This window comes from Polyangiaceae bacterium (assembly GCA_020633235.1).
GTDB lineage: Bacteria > Myxococcota_A > Polyangia > Polyangiales > Polyangiaceae > JACKEA01.
Genome location: JACKEA010000003.1, coordinates 613,634 through 630,980, shown reverse-complemented (window position 1 = coordinate 630,980; position 17,347 = coordinate 613,634). Strand labels below are relative to the sequence as shown.

The 17,347-nt window shown below is 66.8% G+C and carries 15 protein-coding genes; 12 read left to right on the top strand and 3 right to left on the bottom strand.

The genetic code is table 11. From position 1 onward, the window contains the following. Positions 1-95 precede the first annotated feature (95 nt). Both H6717_19620 and H6717_19615 read left to right on the top strand, forming a co-directional pair. Positions 96-380: a glutaredoxin gene (locus tag H6717_19620; GenBank protein MCB9579247.1), complete on the top strand. Its 285-nt coding sequence runs from the start codon at positions 96-98 to the stop codon at positions 378-380. Positions 381-396: 16 nt separating this feature from the next. Beyond that, complete coding sequence (locus H6717_19615) at positions 397-663, top strand: DUF2277 domain-containing protein (GenBank protein MCB9579246.1); 267 nt, start codon at positions 397-399, stop codon at positions 661-663. Here H6717_19615 and H6717_19610 read toward each other — a convergent pair. Together H6717_19610 and H6717_19605 are read right to left on the bottom strand one after the other, a co-directional pair. Beyond that, entirely contained in the window at positions 660-1,112 is a 453-nt protein-coding gene (locus H6717_19610; protein MCB9579245.1) for an MgtC/SapB family protein, read from the bottom strand. The two genes, H6717_19615 and H6717_19610, sit on opposite strands and share 4 nt — an antisense overlap. 61 nt (positions 1,113-1,173) lie before the next feature. Beyond that, positions 1,174-3,369 carry a hypothetical protein gene (locus H6717_19605; GenBank protein ID MCB9579244.1) on the bottom strand — a complete coding sequence of 732 codons (2,196 nt, stop codon included), beginning with the start codon at positions 3,367-3,369 and terminating at the stop codon, positions 1,174-1,176. Between the two features lie 294 nt (positions 3,370-3,663). Here H6717_19605 and H6717_19600 point away from each other — a divergent pair, with 294 nt between their 5' ends. The 9 genes from H6717_19600 (at position 3,664) to H6717_19560 (ending at position 14,103) form a co-directional block, all read left to right on the top strand. Further along, entirely contained in the window at positions 3,664-5,730 is a 2,067-nt protein-coding gene (locus H6717_19600; GenBank protein MCB9579243.1) for a lamin tail domain-containing protein, read from the top strand. Positions 5,731-5,770: 40 nt separating this feature from the next. After that, entirely contained in the window at positions 5,771-7,066 is a 1,296-nt protein-coding gene (locus tag H6717_19595) for a VWA domain-containing protein (GenBank protein MCB9579242.1), read from the top strand. Between the two features lie 59 nt (positions 7,067-7,125). Next, a complete protein-coding gene (locus H6717_19590) occupies positions 7,126-7,773 on the top strand; it encodes a hypothetical protein (protein ID MCB9579241.1) in 648 nt (215 codons plus the stop codon). Further along, positions 7,770-8,564, top strand: coding sequence for an MOSC domain-containing protein (locus H6717_19585; GenBank protein MCB9579240.1), 795 nt, complete (start codon positions 7,770-7,772; stop codon positions 8,562-8,564). Before H6717_19590 ends, H6717_19585 begins: the two co-directional genes overlap by 4 nt. Before the next feature lie 108 nt (positions 8,565-8,672). Then, the gene (locus tag H6717_19580) at positions 8,673-10,361 is read left to right on the top strand and encodes a HAMP domain-containing protein (GenBank protein ID MCB9579239.1); all 1,689 of its coding nucleotides are present in this window, start codon (positions 8,673-8,675) and stop codon (positions 10,359-10,361) included. A 29-nt stretch (positions 10,362-10,390) separates the two neighbouring features. Continuing rightward, on the top strand, positions 10,391-11,458 hold the full coding sequence (locus tag H6717_19575) for a hypothetical protein (protein MCB9579238.1): 1,068 nt from the start codon (positions 10,391-10,393) through the stop codon (positions 11,456-11,458). Between the two features lie 34 nt (positions 11,459-11,492). Further along, on the top strand, positions 11,493-12,278 hold the full coding sequence (locus tag H6717_19570; GenBank protein ID MCB9579237.1) for a hypothetical protein: 786 nt from the start codon (positions 11,493-11,495) through the stop codon (positions 12,276-12,278). Positions 12,279-12,301: 23 nt separating this feature from the next. Next, positions 12,302-12,730, top strand: a complete 429-nt coding sequence (locus H6717_19565; GenBank protein MCB9579236.1) for a hypothetical protein — start codon at positions 12,302-12,304, stop codon at positions 12,728-12,730. Then, a complete protein-coding gene (locus H6717_19560; protein MCB9579235.1) occupies positions 12,727-14,103 on the top strand; it encodes an amidohydrolase family protein in 1,377 nt (458 codons plus the stop codon). The genes H6717_19565 and H6717_19560 overlap by 4 nt, the downstream gene beginning before the upstream one ends. A gap of 2 nt (positions 14,104-14,105) precedes the next feature. On the opposite strand, the gene H6717_19555 is transcribed toward H6717_19560, so the two are convergent. Beyond that, the gene (locus H6717_19555) at positions 14,106-14,723 is read right to left on the bottom strand and encodes a sigma-70 family RNA polymerase sigma factor (GenBank protein MCB9579234.1); all 618 of its coding nucleotides are present in this window, start codon (positions 14,721-14,723) and stop codon (positions 14,106-14,108) included. 107 nt (positions 14,724-14,830) lie between these two features. On the opposite strand from H6717_19555, the gene H6717_19550 reads away from it, so the two are divergent. Next, positions 14,831-17,344 (top strand): AAA family ATPase, encoded by a 2,514-nt coding sequence (locus H6717_19550; GenBank protein ID MCB9579233.1) that lies wholly within the window; start codon positions 14,831-14,833, stop codon positions 17,342-17,344. Positions 17,345-17,347: the final 3 nt, after the last annotated feature.

The window sequence follows — 17,347 nt, the reverse complement described above, 5'->3', positions numbered from 1 at the left end:
GGCGACACCGGGGCGATGTGTCGCGTCCCAATTCGCCGCTTCCATGCACTTTGACAGGGGCGAATCCCGGCATCGAGCTTGCAGTGGGGCGCGCCGTGAAGCTGGTCGTCTACGTGCGACCGGCGTGCCCGTTTTCCCTCGGTGTCGTCGGCTTCCTGTTCCTTCGCGGTGCGGATTTCCGCGTCGTGAACCTCGAGCGCCACCCCGACCAACGGGAGCGCGTCGATCAGAGGCTCGGCGACACCAAGCTCGAGACGCCAATCCTGGAGCACGAGAGTGGGGCGCTCCATGTGGCGCCCGGTCTGAGCCAGCTGTCGGATTTGCTCGAGAGCTGGGGCGTTCCGCTTGCGAGCTCGCCCTACGCCGCGCTGCACGGGTGAGGGTATTCTGAGCAGCATGTGCCGCAACATTCGTCCCCTGTTCAACTTCGATCCACCGACGACGGAAGACGAGGTGCGCGCCGCTGCGCTGCAATACGTCCGCAAGGTGAGCGGCAGCACCAAGCCGTCTCGCGTGAACGAAGACGCCTTCCACGAAGCTGTAGAGCAAATCACGCGAGTGACGGAGCAGTTGCTCTCTCGGCTACGAACGAGCGCGCCACCCAAGAATCGAGAAGAAGAACGCGACAAGGCCCGCGCCCGCTTCGCCGCGCGTGGGCGCTAGCGGCGGTTCTCCAGCGCTTCATCCAGCCGCGAAAGGCCGTGCAGCACGGCAAACACGAAGACCGTCACCAGTCCGGCGGTCCAATACTGTGACAGCGCCGTCGCGATGCCGATGGCTGCCGTCACCAAGATCGACCCCGCCGTCGTGATTCCCTCCAGACGATCCTTTCCACGGCGGAACAGGATCGTGCCGGCACCGATGAAGCTCACGCCGGTGACCACGGCTTCCAAAATGCGGAGCGGATCCGAGCGCAGCGCGACCGCGCCGCCGCCTTCCCCACGCTGCATCATCACGTCTCCCAGGGACACGAACAAGGCGGCGGCGCAGGCCACCAAAACGTGAGTCCGCAGGCCCGCAGGGCGCGAGCGCGCTTCGCGCTCCAGGCCTATGACGCCGCCGAAAACGCCGGCGAGCACGACCCGGAGGACCACGAACAGCTCGGATTCCACACCGGAGAGCGAAGCAAGCTTCGTTCCGGGACGGGGCTCGCGCCGGACCAACCAGAAAACGTCAATACAAGGTCATGTCCGGACCCACGCTCTCGAACAGGCAGTCCGAAGGGGGGCCGAAGTTCAGCGAGTACACGAAGCCCTTGGGCGTGTACATGTCCGGCAGCGGCGCGCCGTTCAGGTTGATGTCGCCGCCTTCCGCGTCCCAGGCGGAATAGACGCCGTCGTTCCACGCGGCAGCGTTCTGGAACTGTTTCCACCAGGTGGCCACGTCGTCCGTGGGCTGGGTGCCGGCCGGGAGCATGTTGGCGAAGATCTGCTGGCGTGCGCTGTGCACCCACGCCGCGTCGAGCACCGCCACGTTGAGCTCGCCTTCGTACACGATGCCGCGGTTGTTCTTGTTGCACGACCCTACGCTCATGAACTTGTCGTCCACGATCAGCATCTTGGCGTGCACGTCCATGTCGGCGAAGCGAGATTCGGTCTCGTCGATGGCGAAGCTCACCTCCACGGTGTCGAAGGCGCGCAGCTGCAGCATCATGTAGCGTGAGCCGAACTTGTTCTTGAACAGCTCGTGGGACTTGTAGGTCCACACGCAGCCGGGGTCCGCGTACTCGTTGATCGGCTTGGTGATCACGATCAGGCGCAGATTCGGCTTGGCCTGCATGCGCGCCTCGATGGCCTCGTTCAGCATCGGTACGCGGAAATACTGGTCCTCGATGTAGATGTAGTTTTCCGCCTGATTGACCGCATTGAACCAGGTTTCCGCGATGGCGTGCTCCCAGAAGGGCTGGGGCAGGGTGGCCGTCACCTGCATCTGGATGCCGTTCGGGCGCTCCGGAATGTCGCGCTTCACGGTGAAGGGCGTGCTGTTCTCGGAGTAGTCCACCTTGGAATCCAGCTGGTGCTGCCAGCGCTCGTGGAAGATGTCGGCGGCGTCCTGTGCCGCCGGCCCGTCGATGCGCACCATGTAGTCCTTGCGCGGGCCCTGGTCCGGGAGTTGCTCCTTGTTCACCACCGCCAGGCGATCCGCTTGCGTGGCGTCGAAGAGCATGCGTCGCGGCTCGAACACCAAGTGCTTGGAGGTGTCCCAATCCACCTCCTTCAAGTTCATGCCGCCGATGTAGGCGAGCTCGTCGTCGATCACCATGAACTTCTGGTGGAAGGAAGCGGCCTGCGTCTGCAGGCTCACGGGCCACAGCGTGAGGTCCACGTCCCGCTCGGGCACCGTGGAGGTGATCTGGGCTTCCTGATCGAACTGCTCGTTCTGCGTCTCGGTGAAGGTGGAGCGAACGCGGTCGCCGAAGGTGAAGGGCGTGAGGGCGAAGTGAAACTGCCCCTTGGTCTCGTTGGCCTGCCCCATGAACTCGAAGCCGTCTCCCGGAGCTTCGGCGTAGGCCTTGAGCTTCGAGTCCGTGGTCATCCACGCCAGGATGCTGTCCTGGCTCCAGAACTGTCCGACCAAGATGCGCTTCTCCGCTGGGCTCTGCTCCAAAATGCCCAAAATCGTGTTGGGCCAGCGTTCGTTCTGGGTCTGGTACGGGTGGTTCTGCGGATCGCGATACAGCTCGAAGTCCGACTGCCACCACCAGGTGGCCGCCATGATGCGATTCTTCGCAGCCTTCAGATCCTGAGCCACGCTGCCCCAGGCCTGCTCGCCGTCTTGCAAGAAGGTCACCTGGTTGCCGCGCCGCGCGGGTCGGCCTTCCGCCGAGAACCACTTGTGGCGAAGCCCCAGGAACACCGAGTGCACCGGCACGCTGACGCCGTTGATGTCTCGCATCTCGTGGGCGAGGCTGAGGCCTTGCCCCGCGGCCGCTGCCCCTGCCAGGAGCACTGCGCCGTCAAGGCCGCTGCCGCCGTCGTAGCTCACGATCGCCGAGAGGGGCTCGTGCTCCGGAGCGGACAGATCGATCTGGATCGCGCCGGCGTTCACCAGCGGCACCGTCACGACGGGTGAGCCGGTGGTGTACACCGGTGCACCATCTTGGGTGACCGTCATCTGCATCTCGTTCTGTGGCAGGAACTGCGCCCACAGATCGAGGGGATAGATGTCGAGCAACGCCTTGGGCTGCTCCGTGGGGGCGTCGGGTCCGCCATCCCAGAAGCTCCCGCCACCGCCGCCGCTGCCCCCGTTGCCGGAGCTTCCGCCACCGCCGCCGCTCCCGCCGGAGCTGCCACAGGCAGAGAAGACGAGAGGAGGAACGCACACCAACACCAAAGCCAAGGGCCACATCGGCCGCCGCTCTCGAGCCATGGGAGAAGTATGCCCGGGTATGTCCCGAGGGATTGTTGGTTCGCCGCGGAACCTCGCGCCCCGCGCCCGGCCCGTCCCCGCCACGTCGCGAATTCGCAGCAATTTCCGCCACATTACGAGCACATTGGATTACATGGTGCGCTTCGCACCTACATGATGTATGCACGCTCCGCTTTTCCGTACGGCAATGCGGCGGGCCGCCCTGAGGCAGGCCCAGGTGCCCGAGGCGAACGGCCCCCGCAGGGAGGGGCTCGACGCACGGGGACCCATCAGTCGGCGGAAGTCGAGGCAGTCGTGTTGAAGAAGGCAGTGCTCATTGGGTGCTCGGTGCTCGCCGTTGCGTGCGGGTCCGACGATGGCGTGAACTTGAGCGGAAGTGGCGGCGCTGGAGCCGCTGGTGGCTACGGTGGTGTGGCAGGTGTCGCGGGGACCGGCGCAGCGGCGGGCGCAGCAGGTCAAGCAGGCGGCGGCAGTGGCGGCAGCGGGAACGCGGCCGGCAGCAGCGGCGCGGCCGGCACGGGTGGCGCAGGCGGCACCGCGGGGGCGGGCTCCAGTCTGATCGTCACCGAGATGATGGTGAACCCCAAGAACGTCACGGACGATCTCGGCGAGTACGTCGAGCTCTACAACACCACGGACGCGGCGATCGATCTCTCCGGCTACGAGCTGTACGACGGCTTCAACAACACGCACGTCATCTCCAAGAGCGTGATCGTGCCCGCCAAGGGCTACGCTCTCCTGGCACGCAATGGAGACCCGAAGCAGAACGGCGGCCTGTTCCCCGACTACGTGTACGATAACTTCTTCCTGTCCAACACCAAGGACGCCGTGAAGCTCAAGGACAAGAGCGGCAAGGTCGTCGCGTCGGTGGAGTACACGGGGTCGGCGCCCTGGCCGGCGAGCGACGGCGCGGCGCTGGAGCTGTCGGATCTGAGCAAGGATCCTGCCGATCCCGCGAGCTGGACGCTGGCCAAGAACCGCTACGGCACTGGCGACCTGGGCACTCCAGGCGGGCCGAACGGCTACGGCCCGACGCCCTACACGCTGGACGCTGCGGACCTCGGCTGGCAGGACCCGAGCCTCGGCGCGAGCCTGTTCTTCAGCTACTTCGATCAGCCCGAGAAGGTCATCTTGCAGGCCCTGGGCAAGGCCCAGACGTCCGTGCACATCGCCATGTTCAACCTGCGCGAGTCCAGCATCATCAATGCACTCGGCCAGCTGGTGAAGAAGGGCGTGGACGTGCAGGTGCTGCTCGACCAAAAGCAGATGGACCAGGTCTACAACCAGCCGAAGGTACAAGAGCTCATCGCGGCGGGCATCACGCCCAAGGGTGTGTCCAACACCAGCGCCACGGACGCGACCATGCACGACAAGTTCACCGTCATCGACGGCAAGCGCGTGCTCACCGGGTCGATGAACTACTCGAGCAACGCCTTGAACCTGAGTGACGAGGAGCTCTTGCTCATCGACAACGCGAGCGTCGCCTCTCTGTTCGAGGCGGAGTTCGCGGAGCTCTCGGCTGGCACGACGAACGCGGCTACCGCCGCCACGTCTGCTCCGGTGCAGGTGTTGTTCGGCAACGAGGACAAGCTCTACGACGTGGTAGCGGGCGAGCTGGCCCAAGCGAAGACGAGCGCGTACGTCGCGATGTTCTCGATGAACACCAAGAAGATCATCGACGAGCTGATCGCGGCCAAGAGCCGCGGCGTGCACGTGGTGGTGCTGCTCGACAAGGTCCAAGCGGACGCCGAAAGCGCGGACGAAGCCCTGGACCAGGCCGGGATTCCGGTGCTTCGCTTCGAAAACGACCGCGGCAGCGCCCAGAACCTGGGCCTCACCGAGCTGCACAACAAGCTGTGCGTGATCGACGGCAAGAAGGTGCTGATGGGGTCCTACAACTGGACCAACCTGGCGAGCTTCTACAACGACGAAAACATGTTGGTGCTGACCTCGGAGCGGCTGGCCACCCAGGCGAACCGCGAGATCGCCCAGATGATCAACGACTACATGCCGGCCTTCACACCCCAGAGCGTCGGCTTCGCGGCGGGCAAGCGCACGGTGAAGTTCTCGCTGCGCGGGCTATCCGTGGACGCGAGCACCGAGCTCTACCTGGTGGGCGATTCCGACGCGATGGGGTCGGACAACTACGCCCTGGCCCTGCCGCTCACCGCGGGCGCCGGCAACACCTGGAGCACGTCGGTGGATCTGCCGGCGGGTGCGACCCTCGGCTACCATGTGTTCGCGCGCAGCACCCTCGGCCACAATTACCCCGAGCCCATCGCCGCCGACACGTTCACGGTTCCTTATGCGTCCACGGCGGCCGTCGTCGATCATGCCTTCGGCAAGTCGCTGAAGGAGTAGTCACCGAGGCACGCACCGAGGCATGCTAACCTCGGCCACGATGAAGACGATCCTTCGCGGGGCTCTGGGTCTGTGTGCTCTCGGTGCGCTTTCGCTGGCCGCTTCGCCAGCCAAGGCTGCGGACTGCACGCCGCCACGGATCATGTTCGTGGTGGATACGTCGTCGTCCATGCTGGGAGACATTCCGGACGGCACGGCGACGACCACCAAGTGGGCGGCGGCGCAGAGTGCCATCCACGAAGTGCTGCAAAGCTACGGGAACGATGCGCAATACGGCCTGATGGTGTTCCCGGGCAAGGCGGGCATGTGCACGCCCGGAGAGGTGCTCGTCGCGCCCGGCGCGGGCACCGCCGCGACCATCGAGCAAACGCTCTCGAACCTGGTGATTCCCGCGAACAACCAGACGCCGGCGGGGCAGACGCTGATGAAGGCGGCGGACTACGCGGAAATCACCAACCCCGCCTACGAGAATACCGTCATCTTCGTCACGGACGGCTACCAGTACTGCAGCATCAACAACGACACCGCTTGCGCCACGGCGTCGGACTGCACGTTGATGGGGCTGTCCAGCTGCCCGACGTGCCTGCCGACGCAGCCGGATGGCTGCTACTGCGTGCAGGACTGGTCGGTGCTCGGCGCACAGGCACTGAAGGCCAAGAACGTGAGCACCTACGTGGTCGGGTTCGGCTCGGCGGTGAATTTCAAGGCGCTGAACCAAACCGCGCAGGCGGGTGGTACCGCTCTCGGCGGCTGCGATCCCAACGCCAACGTTGCCAGCTGTTACTATCAAGCGCAGAACCCGAGCGAGCTGAAGTCGGCCTTCGGCACCATCGTGAACCAGGTCGTTGCCGAGCCGTGCACGGGAGACTGCAACATCGCCGGCACCCGCACCTGTACGCTGACGGGATGGAGCGCGTGCGACGCGCCCTCGACGCAGCCGTGCACCTCCTCGTGCAACACCATGGGCACCCAGACCTGTGACAACGGCACCCTGAGCACGTGCTCCAGCGAGGCGGACTGCAACGCCGGTGGACAGGGCGGGATGGCCGGCGGAGGGGGCACGGCCGCTACCGGCGGTACGGCCGCCACCGGCGGCACGGCCGCTACGGGCGGCACGGCCGCTACGGGCGGCAGCGCCAACTCGGGTGGGGGCGGCTTCGGTGCCCTGGGCGGCAGCGGCGGGTCCGCTGCGGTGGGCAATGGCAGCCAGGATTCGGGCGATGACGGCGGCTGCGGTTGCCGCACGGCCGGCGGCGGCGCACCCGCCGGAGCGGCGCTGAGCGGATTGCTCCTGGGCCTCGCGCTCGCCTTCCGCCGCCAGCGTCGGAAGGCGTAGCCCGCGCACACCCATTGACGAAATCGACGCAAGGCGTAGAAACGCGCCCGAGAGGTCCCATGCGTAGCTCCATCTTCATCAGCGCGATCTTTTTCTCCGTCGTTGCTTGCGGCCCCAAGCCAAAAGCCGCGGCCCCGGCCTCGGAGGCGACCGACAAGGCGGCGCCGGCCGCGGAAGCCAAGCCCGAGGCAAAGCCGGAAGCCACGGCGACGGAAGCGCCCGCCGAGCCGCCCGCCGACCACTCCGAGAAGCCCAGCCGCCCGCCCATCGACACCATCACGGCGCCCAAGATGGCCTTCGTGATCAACTACGGCGCCTCCGCGCCCAACGAGAAGTCCGAGAAGAAGTGCGACAAGGCCGCCGGCGACAACATGCAGAAGCGTGCCCAGTGCATGGCCAAGGAGCGGCAGGATTTCGTCGCCGACGTGCTGCAGTTCAAGGCGGACGACAAGGGCCAGATGTGGTTCATCACCTATCGCCGCAAAGGCTCGAACCTGGTCGTGATCGGTCGCACGCCCATCGAGCTCACGGACGAGAAAGACAACAGCGTCGTCGCCAAGGTGGCCGGTAAGGACAAGGTCGCCCGCGTGCTCTTCGCGGGGCGGCCCAAGTTCGAGATCAAGGTGCCGAACGACTATTCCATCGAGGTGGACGAGCCCCGCTACGGCAAGCTCGTATACGACGCGAAAATCGACTTGCTCGAATGAGCACCGTCACGCTCTCCGAGCTCTACGTGTACCCGGTGAAGTCGTGCCGGGGCGTATCGCTGTCCAGCGCGCGGGTGGTTCGGAGAGGCCTCGAGCACGACCGCCGCTGGATGCTGGTGGATCCCGAAGGCCGCTTCGTCACGGCCCGGGAGGAGCACCAGCTCGTGACCGTGGAGGCCCACCTCGAACACCAGCGCATCGTGCTGCGGGCCTCCGGGCGATCGTCCCTCGAGCTGCCGCTCGTTCTGTCCGGAGGACCGACGCGCTCCGTGACCGTGTGGCGCTCCACGGTAGAGGCGTTGGAGCACCCCGACGGCGGGCGCTGGTTCTCCGAGCTGTGCGGGCGCCCGCTCTCCCTCGTGTTCATGCCGGACGAGAGTGAGCGTGCCGTCAATCCCGAGCGCGGCCGCGCCGGGGACATCGTGAGCTTCGCGGATGGCTATCCTCTGTTGCTCATTGGAGAAGGGTCCCTCGCCGATCTCAACCAGCGCTTGTCCGCGCCTGTCGACATGCGCCGTTTCCGACCCAATCTCGTGGTGCGCGGCTTGCCGCCCTTTGCCGAAGACGATCTGTCGACCTTTTCCATCGGCAGCGTCCGCTTTCGCGCCGTCAAGCCTTGCGAGCGCTGCGTGATGACGACGGTGGATCCGGACACCGGCGTGGCGGGAAAAGAACCCCTCTCGGCGCTTGCTGCATATCGGCGCACGGATGCGGGTGTGCTCTTCGGCATGAACTTGATCCACGACACCGCCGGGGAGCTTTGCGTGGGCGATTCGCTCTTTTTCTCCTAAGGCATTTTGCCACACCGCCGTTCCCGTTCGTATCACGCGTCGCCGCGCCGAGCTTCATCGCCGGGCGACGGAGGGAACGAAGAGCGTGGGGGCCGGAGGGAAACGGCAATGGAGTGGTTCAAGAACCGGAGCACGTTGGTCAAGCTCGGGCTGTTCGACCTGGTAGTCGTGATCGCCATCGGTGCGGTGGCGTATCTCGCGCTGGGCTTGGCGCGAAACACCAACGAGAGCCTGGAAGAGCTCTACGTCCAGGACATCGCTGCGTCGAAGGCGGCGACCACGGTGTACGCCGACCTCAGCAAGGCAGCGACGTCGTTTCATCACGCGCTCTTGGCCACCACGCCGGAACGCAAGGCGAAGTTCAAGAACGACTACGAAAGTCTGTCGGCGAAGGCCCTGAGCGGATTGGCTGAAGCGGAGCAGAAGGCCACTGATGCCGACGACAAGCAGGCGCTGCGCGGTGCGCGGACGGCGGTGGAGGAGTGGCAAGTGCTGGTGCGGCGCTCGATGGAAGAGGCCGATCTGTCGAAGGCCATCGACGCCCACGCGACGGCGGACACGGTGACCCCGCGCTTCTACCTGCCGCTGCTGTCGGCAGCCAAACACGCCGAAGAATCCGGCAAGTTGCGCTTCGAAGCGGGGCACGCGGCGTTCGAGAAACGCTCCCTGGAGGTGTACGCACTGCTCACCTTCTTGTTGGGCTTGATGGCCGCGCTCTTGTTCGTGTTCAACGTCTCGCTGGTGCGCCCGTTGAAGCGTGCCGTGGGCGTTCTGAACCAGGTAGCGGAGGGCGACCTCACGGCGCGCCTCGACGTGACCCAGAAGGACGAGGTCGGGCAGATGGCGGATGCCTTGAATCGTTCTCTCGGACAAGTCGCTGCCACCATCTCGGAGGTGCAAGGCGTGGCCCTGGACGTCGCCTCGGCGTCGAAGCAGCTGACCGTTGCCGTGGATCAGCTCTCGAGCGGTGCCCAAGAACAGGCATCGAGCATCGAAGAGACGGCCGCCACCATTGAAGAGATCAGCGCCACCGTGGCCCACAACGCGGACAACGCCCGCAAGGCGACCGCGCTCGCCAACGACGCCCGCGACACCGCTGAAGCCGGTGGCCAGGTCGTCGGCTCTGCCGTGTCGGCGATGCAGGAGATCACCAAGAGCTCTACCAAGATCGCCGAGATCAGCACCACCATCGACGAGATCGCGTTCCAAACCAACCTCTTGGCGCTCAATGCCGCCGTGGAGGCCGCGCGGGCGGGCGAGCAGGGGCGAGGCTTCGGCGTGGTGGCGGCGGAGGTGCGAAATCTGGCGCAGCGGACGGGTTCTGCTGCCAAGGAGATTCGAGGTCTGATCGTGGATGCTTCCGGCAAGGTGGAGGCGGGCACCGAACGCGTGAATCAATCGGGCTCGACGCTGAAGCAGATCGTGACGTCGGTTCAGCGCCTGTCGGACATGGTGGGTGAGATCGCCGCGGCCTCCAACGAGCAGAGCGTGGCCCTCGGCCAAGCCAACGCCGGCGTGAGCCAGGTGGATCAGGTGACGCAGACCGCTGCCTCCCAGAGTGAAGAGTTGGCGGCGACCGCACAATCCCTGGCGGACAAGGCCAATCGGCTCGAGGAGCTGGTGTCGGCGTTTCACATCGGGCGCGCGCGCGCCCGGAAGCCACCGCCGCTGCCGAACCCGCGTGCCACGACGCGTCAGAGCGACGTGATGCACCCCGCGGCAGCCGCCGGTCTGTTCTCTCTCGCGCCGCCAGCGCCGCCGGCGGATCTCGTGAGTCAAGGGTACGAAGAGTTCTGAGCCGAGACGTCTGCTATGCTTCCGCCACCGTGAGGCAGGGCAATATTTGGTGGGCGTTGCTCTTCTTGTCGCTGGCCGCGTGCGGCGGCGAGAAGAGCTCGGAGCAAAGTGGTAGCGGCGGCGCCAGCGGCAGTGGTGGCGCCGCTTCGGGGTGCAGCACGGCTCCGAGCTGCGGCTCGTGCCTGACCTGCTACGACCAATGCGTGTGCCAGACGGGGGACGAGAGCGCGTGCATCGCTCAGTGCTCGTCGAGCGGGGGTAGCGCGGGGAGCGGAGGCCAGGCGGGCTCGGGCGGTTCGGCCGGCGTGCCCAACACCACGAAGGTGACTCTGGAGACCACGCCGCGGGAGATCGCCCCCGGCGAAGAGGTGTTTTTCTGTCAGAACTTCGCGAACCCCTTCGGTCAGGACGTGGACGTGGTGCAGAGCGAGTCCTTCATGACGCCGGGCTCGCACCACATGTTCGTGTTCTACCAGCCGGGCGCCACGGACGGCCCCGTGGAGGACTGCAGCGGGCTGGAGTTCAAACGTCCGCTGCACACGGCGCAGACTCCGCAGCACCTCACGGCCTACCCGCCCGGCGTCGGGCGCCACGTACCGGCCAGCACCGGCCTGCGCGTCTCCGCGCACTACCTGAACACCACTGGTACCACTCTGTCCGCCAAGGTCACGGTCGTGTTCGATGTGGTCCCCGGCGGAACGCTCCCGGTTCAAGCCGGCTCGCTGTTCTTCAACAACCTGGGCATCTTCGTGCCGCCGGCGCAGACCGGCCAGGCTTCGGAGAAGTGCACGCTGCCTTACGACATCGAGCTGATCGACGTCGTCAGCCACATGCACCAGTACAGCACGTCGTTTTCCGCCAGCACGGGCAGCGGACAAACGGTGTACGAGGGCACGGCCTGGGACGATCCGGAGCCCGCCGTGTTCGCGCCGCCCCTACAAATAAAGAAGGGCGACACCATCACGTACACCTGCAACTACAAGAACACGACGGACAAGACCCTGACCTTCGGGGACTCCGCCGTGACCAACGAGATGTGCATCCTGAGTGGGACCTACTTCCCCGCTCCCGGCGGCCAGACCCTGGGCTGCAACTGATCATAAAGCCGGCCCGCTGCGCCCACGCACGCGCATGCGGTCGCTGATTCGGTTTTCCGGGCTGTTCGTGTGCGGTGTGGTTCTTGCCGGCGCCTGTGGTGGAGGAGACGACGCCGAAGGCAGCGGGGGTGCCGGCGGCGGCAGCGGCGGGAGTCCGGACAACACAGGGGCCGTGTGCGACACGGCCAGCGATTGCTACCCGGATTTGGTGGATGGCGGAGCCCTCTCGGGCGAGGCGCAATGCCTCGACCGTGTGCGGGGTGGCTATTGCACCCACCTGTGTGACAGCGACACGGACTGCTGCGCCGCCTCCGGCGAGTGCAAGACCAGCTTGGCCCAGGTGTGCTCTCCCTTCGAATCCACGGGGAAGAAGATGTGCTTCTTGAGCTGCGAGAGCGCCGACATCGCGGCGGACGGCGGCACCGCGATGGATCCGCAGGAGTACTGTCAGAAGTTCGCGAGCCCGGACTTCATCTGTCGTTCCTCCGGCGGCGGCAGCCAGAATCGAAAGATCTGCGTCCCCGGCGACTGCGGAGTGGGTGCTGGCTGCACGGACGATACCCAGTGCGCCAACGGACTCGGTTGCGTCACCACCGTGAACGGCGGTTACTGCAGCAAGACGGACTGCAGCAGCAATGCCGACTGCCCGGCCGACAGCCTGTGTGTGAAGCGCGGCGACCAGAGCCTCTGCCTTCGGACCTGCAGCGCGAGCGCCGATTGCTCCTTCTGTAGGAGCGCGGAGGTTGCCGGCAGCTGCACCGACCAGGTCACTTTCGTCGAGACCGGGACCACGGGTACGGTCTGTGCCCCACCGCCCTGAGCTTCGAGTAAGCTCCCGAGGGGGTGGAACCCTTCGTCGAGCGCCATGAGGTTCTGGGGCCGAGCCACGAGCGTTGGTCGAGTCCCAGGAGCACCCTCGAGATCTGGTGCCCCCAGCCGCACGTGGTGCTGGTTCGGGCCAAGGGCCACGGCACTCTGGAGCACGTGCGCTGCATCATCGAGTGGCGCGATCGCGCCCTCTCCCTCGCCCCCCGGCTGGTGCTGTTCGACGATCTCTCGGAGGTGACCGGCTACGATCCGGACTGCCGGGTCCGTCTCACGCGTTGGATCCTGAATCATCGCTCCCAGATCGACGCACTCCACGTGCTATCCCACGGCAAGCTCGCCAAGATGGGCGTCACCGTCGCCAACCTGGCGCTGGGCGGCATGATCCAGCTCCACGACAGCCCGAAGAAGTTCGAGGCCGAGCTCCAGCGAGCGAGCCGACGATGATCGAGCTGTTCGCAGATCGGATCTTCGACGGCGCCCGCTTCGTGGAGCGCCCGCTCTGCATCACCATCGAAGGCGAGACCATCGCGAGCGTACGTTCCCGCAGCGCCGACGAGCGCTTGCCGCCGGGCGGTATCGATGCCCGCGGGCACACGGTCCTGCCGGGACTCATCGACGCTCACACGCACATCGGTCGCGCGGGGCAGTTCGAAGCTCACGAGCCGCCCAATCCCGGCGCCATCGTGCGCAATCTGGAGGCCGCGCTGGAGGGCGGCGTGACCACTGTCGGCGACATGGGCTGCACGGCGGCGCTCATCCGCGTGCTCCGGGAGCACACGCACAGGACGCCCGACGCCGGGCCTGCGGTGCGCGCCTCCGGGCCGCTGCTCGCGGATCCCGGCGGCTACCCGCTGGATTGGATGTCCGATTTTCATCGGCGCATCGGTGCGGCCATTCCTTGTGGCGACGAGAACAGCGCCCGTGCGGCGGTGGAGCGCTTGGCGCGTGCCGGCATGGATCACGTGAAGATCTGCATCATGCACCGGAGCTACGGCTATCAAGAGCTGCCGGTGTTTTCGCCGGAAGTGGCGCGCGCCTTCGTGGCGGAAGCCCACGCCCTCGGCCTGCGCGTCTTCGCGCACGCGCACTGGGAGGCGGACTACCGCTTGGCGCTGGACGCCGGCGTGGACGCGCTGATGCACTCGTCCTTCGATCCCCTATCGGAGGAGACCGTGCTCCGCGTGCGGGACGCCGGCATCCCGGTGTGTCCCACGCTGTGGGTGTTTCACTCGGCGTGCTTCGGCTTGGAGCAGCGCTGGGATCGAGATCCGGAGCGCGGCCGGGGCGTGGTCCGGGCCGTGCGCAAATCCTGGACGCGCTACGCCGAGGCTTATGCCGCCAGCGGGCTCTGGGTTCCGGACGGCATCGCCGGCGGTGCCACCAAAGAGCAGGGGCGCGAAGCGATCCGCGTCGCCGCCGCCAACTTGTGCCTGCTGTCGGACGCCGGTGTTCCCTTCGCTTTCGGCAGCGACGGCCCCTTCGGCTTCAGCGTGATCGGGCGTCCGTTGGACGAGCTCCAGATCTGGGAGAGCGCGGGCCTGTCGCGAGAGCAGTGCTTGGGCTACGCCACGGCGGGCTCTGCTCGTCTTCTGGGTTTGGATGACCGCGGTACCATCGCGGACGGCCGGCGCGCGGATCTCGTCATCGTCGACGGCGATCCTCGTCGCGATCTCGACGTGCTTCGGCGTCCCGCCACCGTGATCCGCGCGGGAGTCCCGGTGACCCGACGGCACCGGCTACGGAACGCCGCGGCCGTCGCCGTCGGTCTCGGGAACACGCTCTTGGACGCCGCGCGAGACCTCGCACGCGACTTGTGAGCTCAGGCTGCGGCGCTCTGCTCGTCGGCCATGCGGGCCAGCCGGCCGATGAGCTTGTGCTTCTTGGAGTACACCGTCGCGACACTGATCCCCATCTCTTCGGCGATCTCCTTCGCGTTCAGTGTTTCCGCACAAACGTGATCGAGGAATTGGCGGTCGCGATCCGGGATCTCCCCGAGCAGCTGCCGCGCCACCATCGCCCGCTCCCGATCCAGCACCTGGTCGAGGGGATCCGGACCCGACGAGAAGTCCATGCCCAGCGCCGCCTGGCGATGTCGATTGGACTCGCGGCGACGCTGCCGCAGGTAGTCGTACGTGGTGTGGATCGCGAGCGTTCCGAGCCAGGTCCCGAGGGAAGCACCCCGGGTGGGATCGAAGGCAGCCAAGCGGCTACCTCCGTTCTGGACCAGGCGCAGGCACAGCACGCTGAAGATCTCCTGCTCGTCATCGCCCGAGACGACCGACCGGAATCGGGACGTCACGCGGGTGATGCAGCGGCGAAGAGTGGGCCCGTGGAGCGCCATGAAGGTGTTCCAGGCGCGGTCGTCGCCGGTAATCATGGCGTCGACCAGGGCGCGGTCATCGTGAAAAGTTCGGGATTGGGGGAAGGTCGAAGTCATGGCTTGATTCATGCGGGAAACTACGGGCTTTCCTCGCATCCACCCCCTCAAAGATCCTCAAAGTCGCCCTCTCGATTCCGGCTCGGCGAGAGGTTATGAACTCGAGAGTGAGGGCTGTTTCGCTGGCTCGCGAGCGCGATGACTTCATCGGCCGAGAGGCCGAGCTGGCGGAGCTGCACCGTCACTGGAACGAGGGGCGGGGACTCGTCACGCTGCTCGGGCCTGGCGGCAGTGGGAAGACGCGCCTCGCGGTTCACTTCGCCCGCGCCTTGGGTGCGCCGGCGTGGATCTGCGACTTGTCTTCCGCCACCACCCGTCTTGGATGCGTGGAAGCGCTGGCCCGCACACTGGATCTGTCGTTGCCTGCCCGCACCGAGGCGGACGCCTTGGGCAACGTGCTGGGTTACGCCCTCGCGGATCGCGGCCGCGCCCTGCTCGTGCTCGACAACCTGGAGCAGGTGGTGGGGGAAGCGCGCTCCCTGGTGGAGACGCTGCTGGATCTCGCTCCCGAGCTCATGGTGCTCGGGACCAGCCGAGAGCGGCTCCGGATCGTGGGCGAGTACTGCATCGATCTCGGTCCCCTTCAGCTGGAGGACGCGGTGCGCTTGTTTTCCTCTCGTGCGCGGGCGGCACGGGGGGACTTCCAGGCGGCGAGCGAGGAGCTGTCCCAACTGGTGACGAAGCTCGAGTGCTTGCCCTTGGCCATCGAGCTGTGCGCGGCCCGTGTGAGGAGCGTGACCCCGTCTCAGCTGCTGTCGCGCCTCGACCGGCCCTTCGACACGCTGGTGGACCGGGGCTCACGCCCCCCGCGCCAGGCGACGCTGGAGGCCACCATCGATTGGTCTTGGCAGCTGTTGAAACCCGAGGCGCGGCGTGCGCTGGGGGAGTGCGCGGTGTTTCGTGGTGGCTTCGACCTCGACGCCGCCGAGCGTGTGCTCTCCTCGGACGACGTCCTCGACGAGCTGTCGGATCTGATCGACCAGTCCCTGGTGCGCGTGTCGGACGCCGGCCGTTACTCGCTGCTGGAGAGCATTCGGGCGTTTGCCCTCGCGCGGCTCGGCGCCGAAGAGCGCAGCGCCGGCGAGCAGCGACACGCCGAGCACTACCTGGCGCTCGCCCGCGACGGGATCGCGGCTGAGGCCGACGAAGCGAATCTGCTCGCCGTACACGAGCGTGCGCTCCAGCGGGGAGACGGCGACCGCGCGGCCTGGGCGGCGCTGGGGCTCGAACCGCTGCTCACGACGCGCGGTCCGCTCCAACTCTTGGTGCGACTCCTGAACGCGGCGCTTCCCTTGGTCACCTCGCCGGAGATCGAACGAAAGGCGCGCGTCGCGCGCGGGCTGGCAAAGGTCACCATCGGCAGCTACGCCGAGGCGACGAGCGATCTGGAGCCGGCCGTGGACGATCCCGACCCGCGCGTGGCGCTCCACGTGGCCGCGCGCTCGAGCGTGGCGCGGGCGTGGCTCGGACAGCTCGACCGAGCGCGAGAGCTCCTCGAGCGCGCTCGCGCGCGTCTGCCCGAGGCGAACGACGACCTCCTCAACGGCCGTATCGAGTCTGCAGCGGGCATGCTCTCCGCGTACGAAGGCCAGCAAGCCGAGGCGCTCCACCACTATGGCGCGGCACTCACGCTGTTCCGTCGCTGTGGCGCTCGGCGGGACGAGGGCATGGCCCTGGAGAACCTCGGCAATCGCAACCTGGAGCGCGGCGCACTGCCGGAGGCCGAGGAGTTTCTGACCCAGGCGCTCTCCATCTTCGAAGAGCTCGGAGACGTTCGGCTGCAGGCCCACACCTTGGGCGACGTCGCCGTGCTGCGCACGGAGCTGTCCCAGTTCGACGAAGCGGAGCGCGTGATCGAGCGTGCGCTGGGCCTCGCGCGCCGGGTGGGAGATCGTCACTGGGAGGGGATCCTGAACGGATTCTTCGGCGATCTGGAGTTGGACCGCGGCGAGCCGGCGGCGGCCCTCGAGCGCTACCGCTTCGCCGTGGAACGGCTCGACGAAATCGAGAACCGCCGCTTTGCGGCGTTGTTCCGAGCTTCCCAGGGCGCGGCGGAAGCCGAGCTCGGGCGCGGTGTCTTCGCGCGGGAGCTCTTGGAGCGCGCGGCGCGCGAGCTATCGGAGCACGGCACCGAAGGCGATCGCCACGCGCTGTCCTTGTGGTGGGCACTGTTGGAGCGGAAGGACGATCCCGAGAGCGCTTTGCGTCGCCTGGAACAGGTGCGCGCCGCCTATCGTAGCCAAGACGCCGAGCCGGCTCCCAACGAGGTGCGGCTTCCGGAGCGGCTGCTCACCCGCTCCGAGCCGTCGCCCCGCAGCCTGCGCGTAGCGCCGGACGCCGCTTGGTTCGAGGTCACGGAGTCTCGCGTGAGCCTCGCGCGCCGAACCAGTCTGCGGCTGATCTTGCTCGAGCTGGTTCGCGCCCGAGAAACCGGCGAAGTGCGCAGCGTGGAAGAGCTGTTCTCGGCGGGCTGGCCCGGCCAGCGCGCGCGACCGGAGTCCGCGGCGCACCGCGTGCACGTGGCCATCGCGAGCCTGCGCAAGCTGGGGTTGGACGACGCGATCGTGACGCGCGGAGAAGGCTACACCTTGGACGTGTCGGTTCGTCGTGGTCGAGCGTGATAC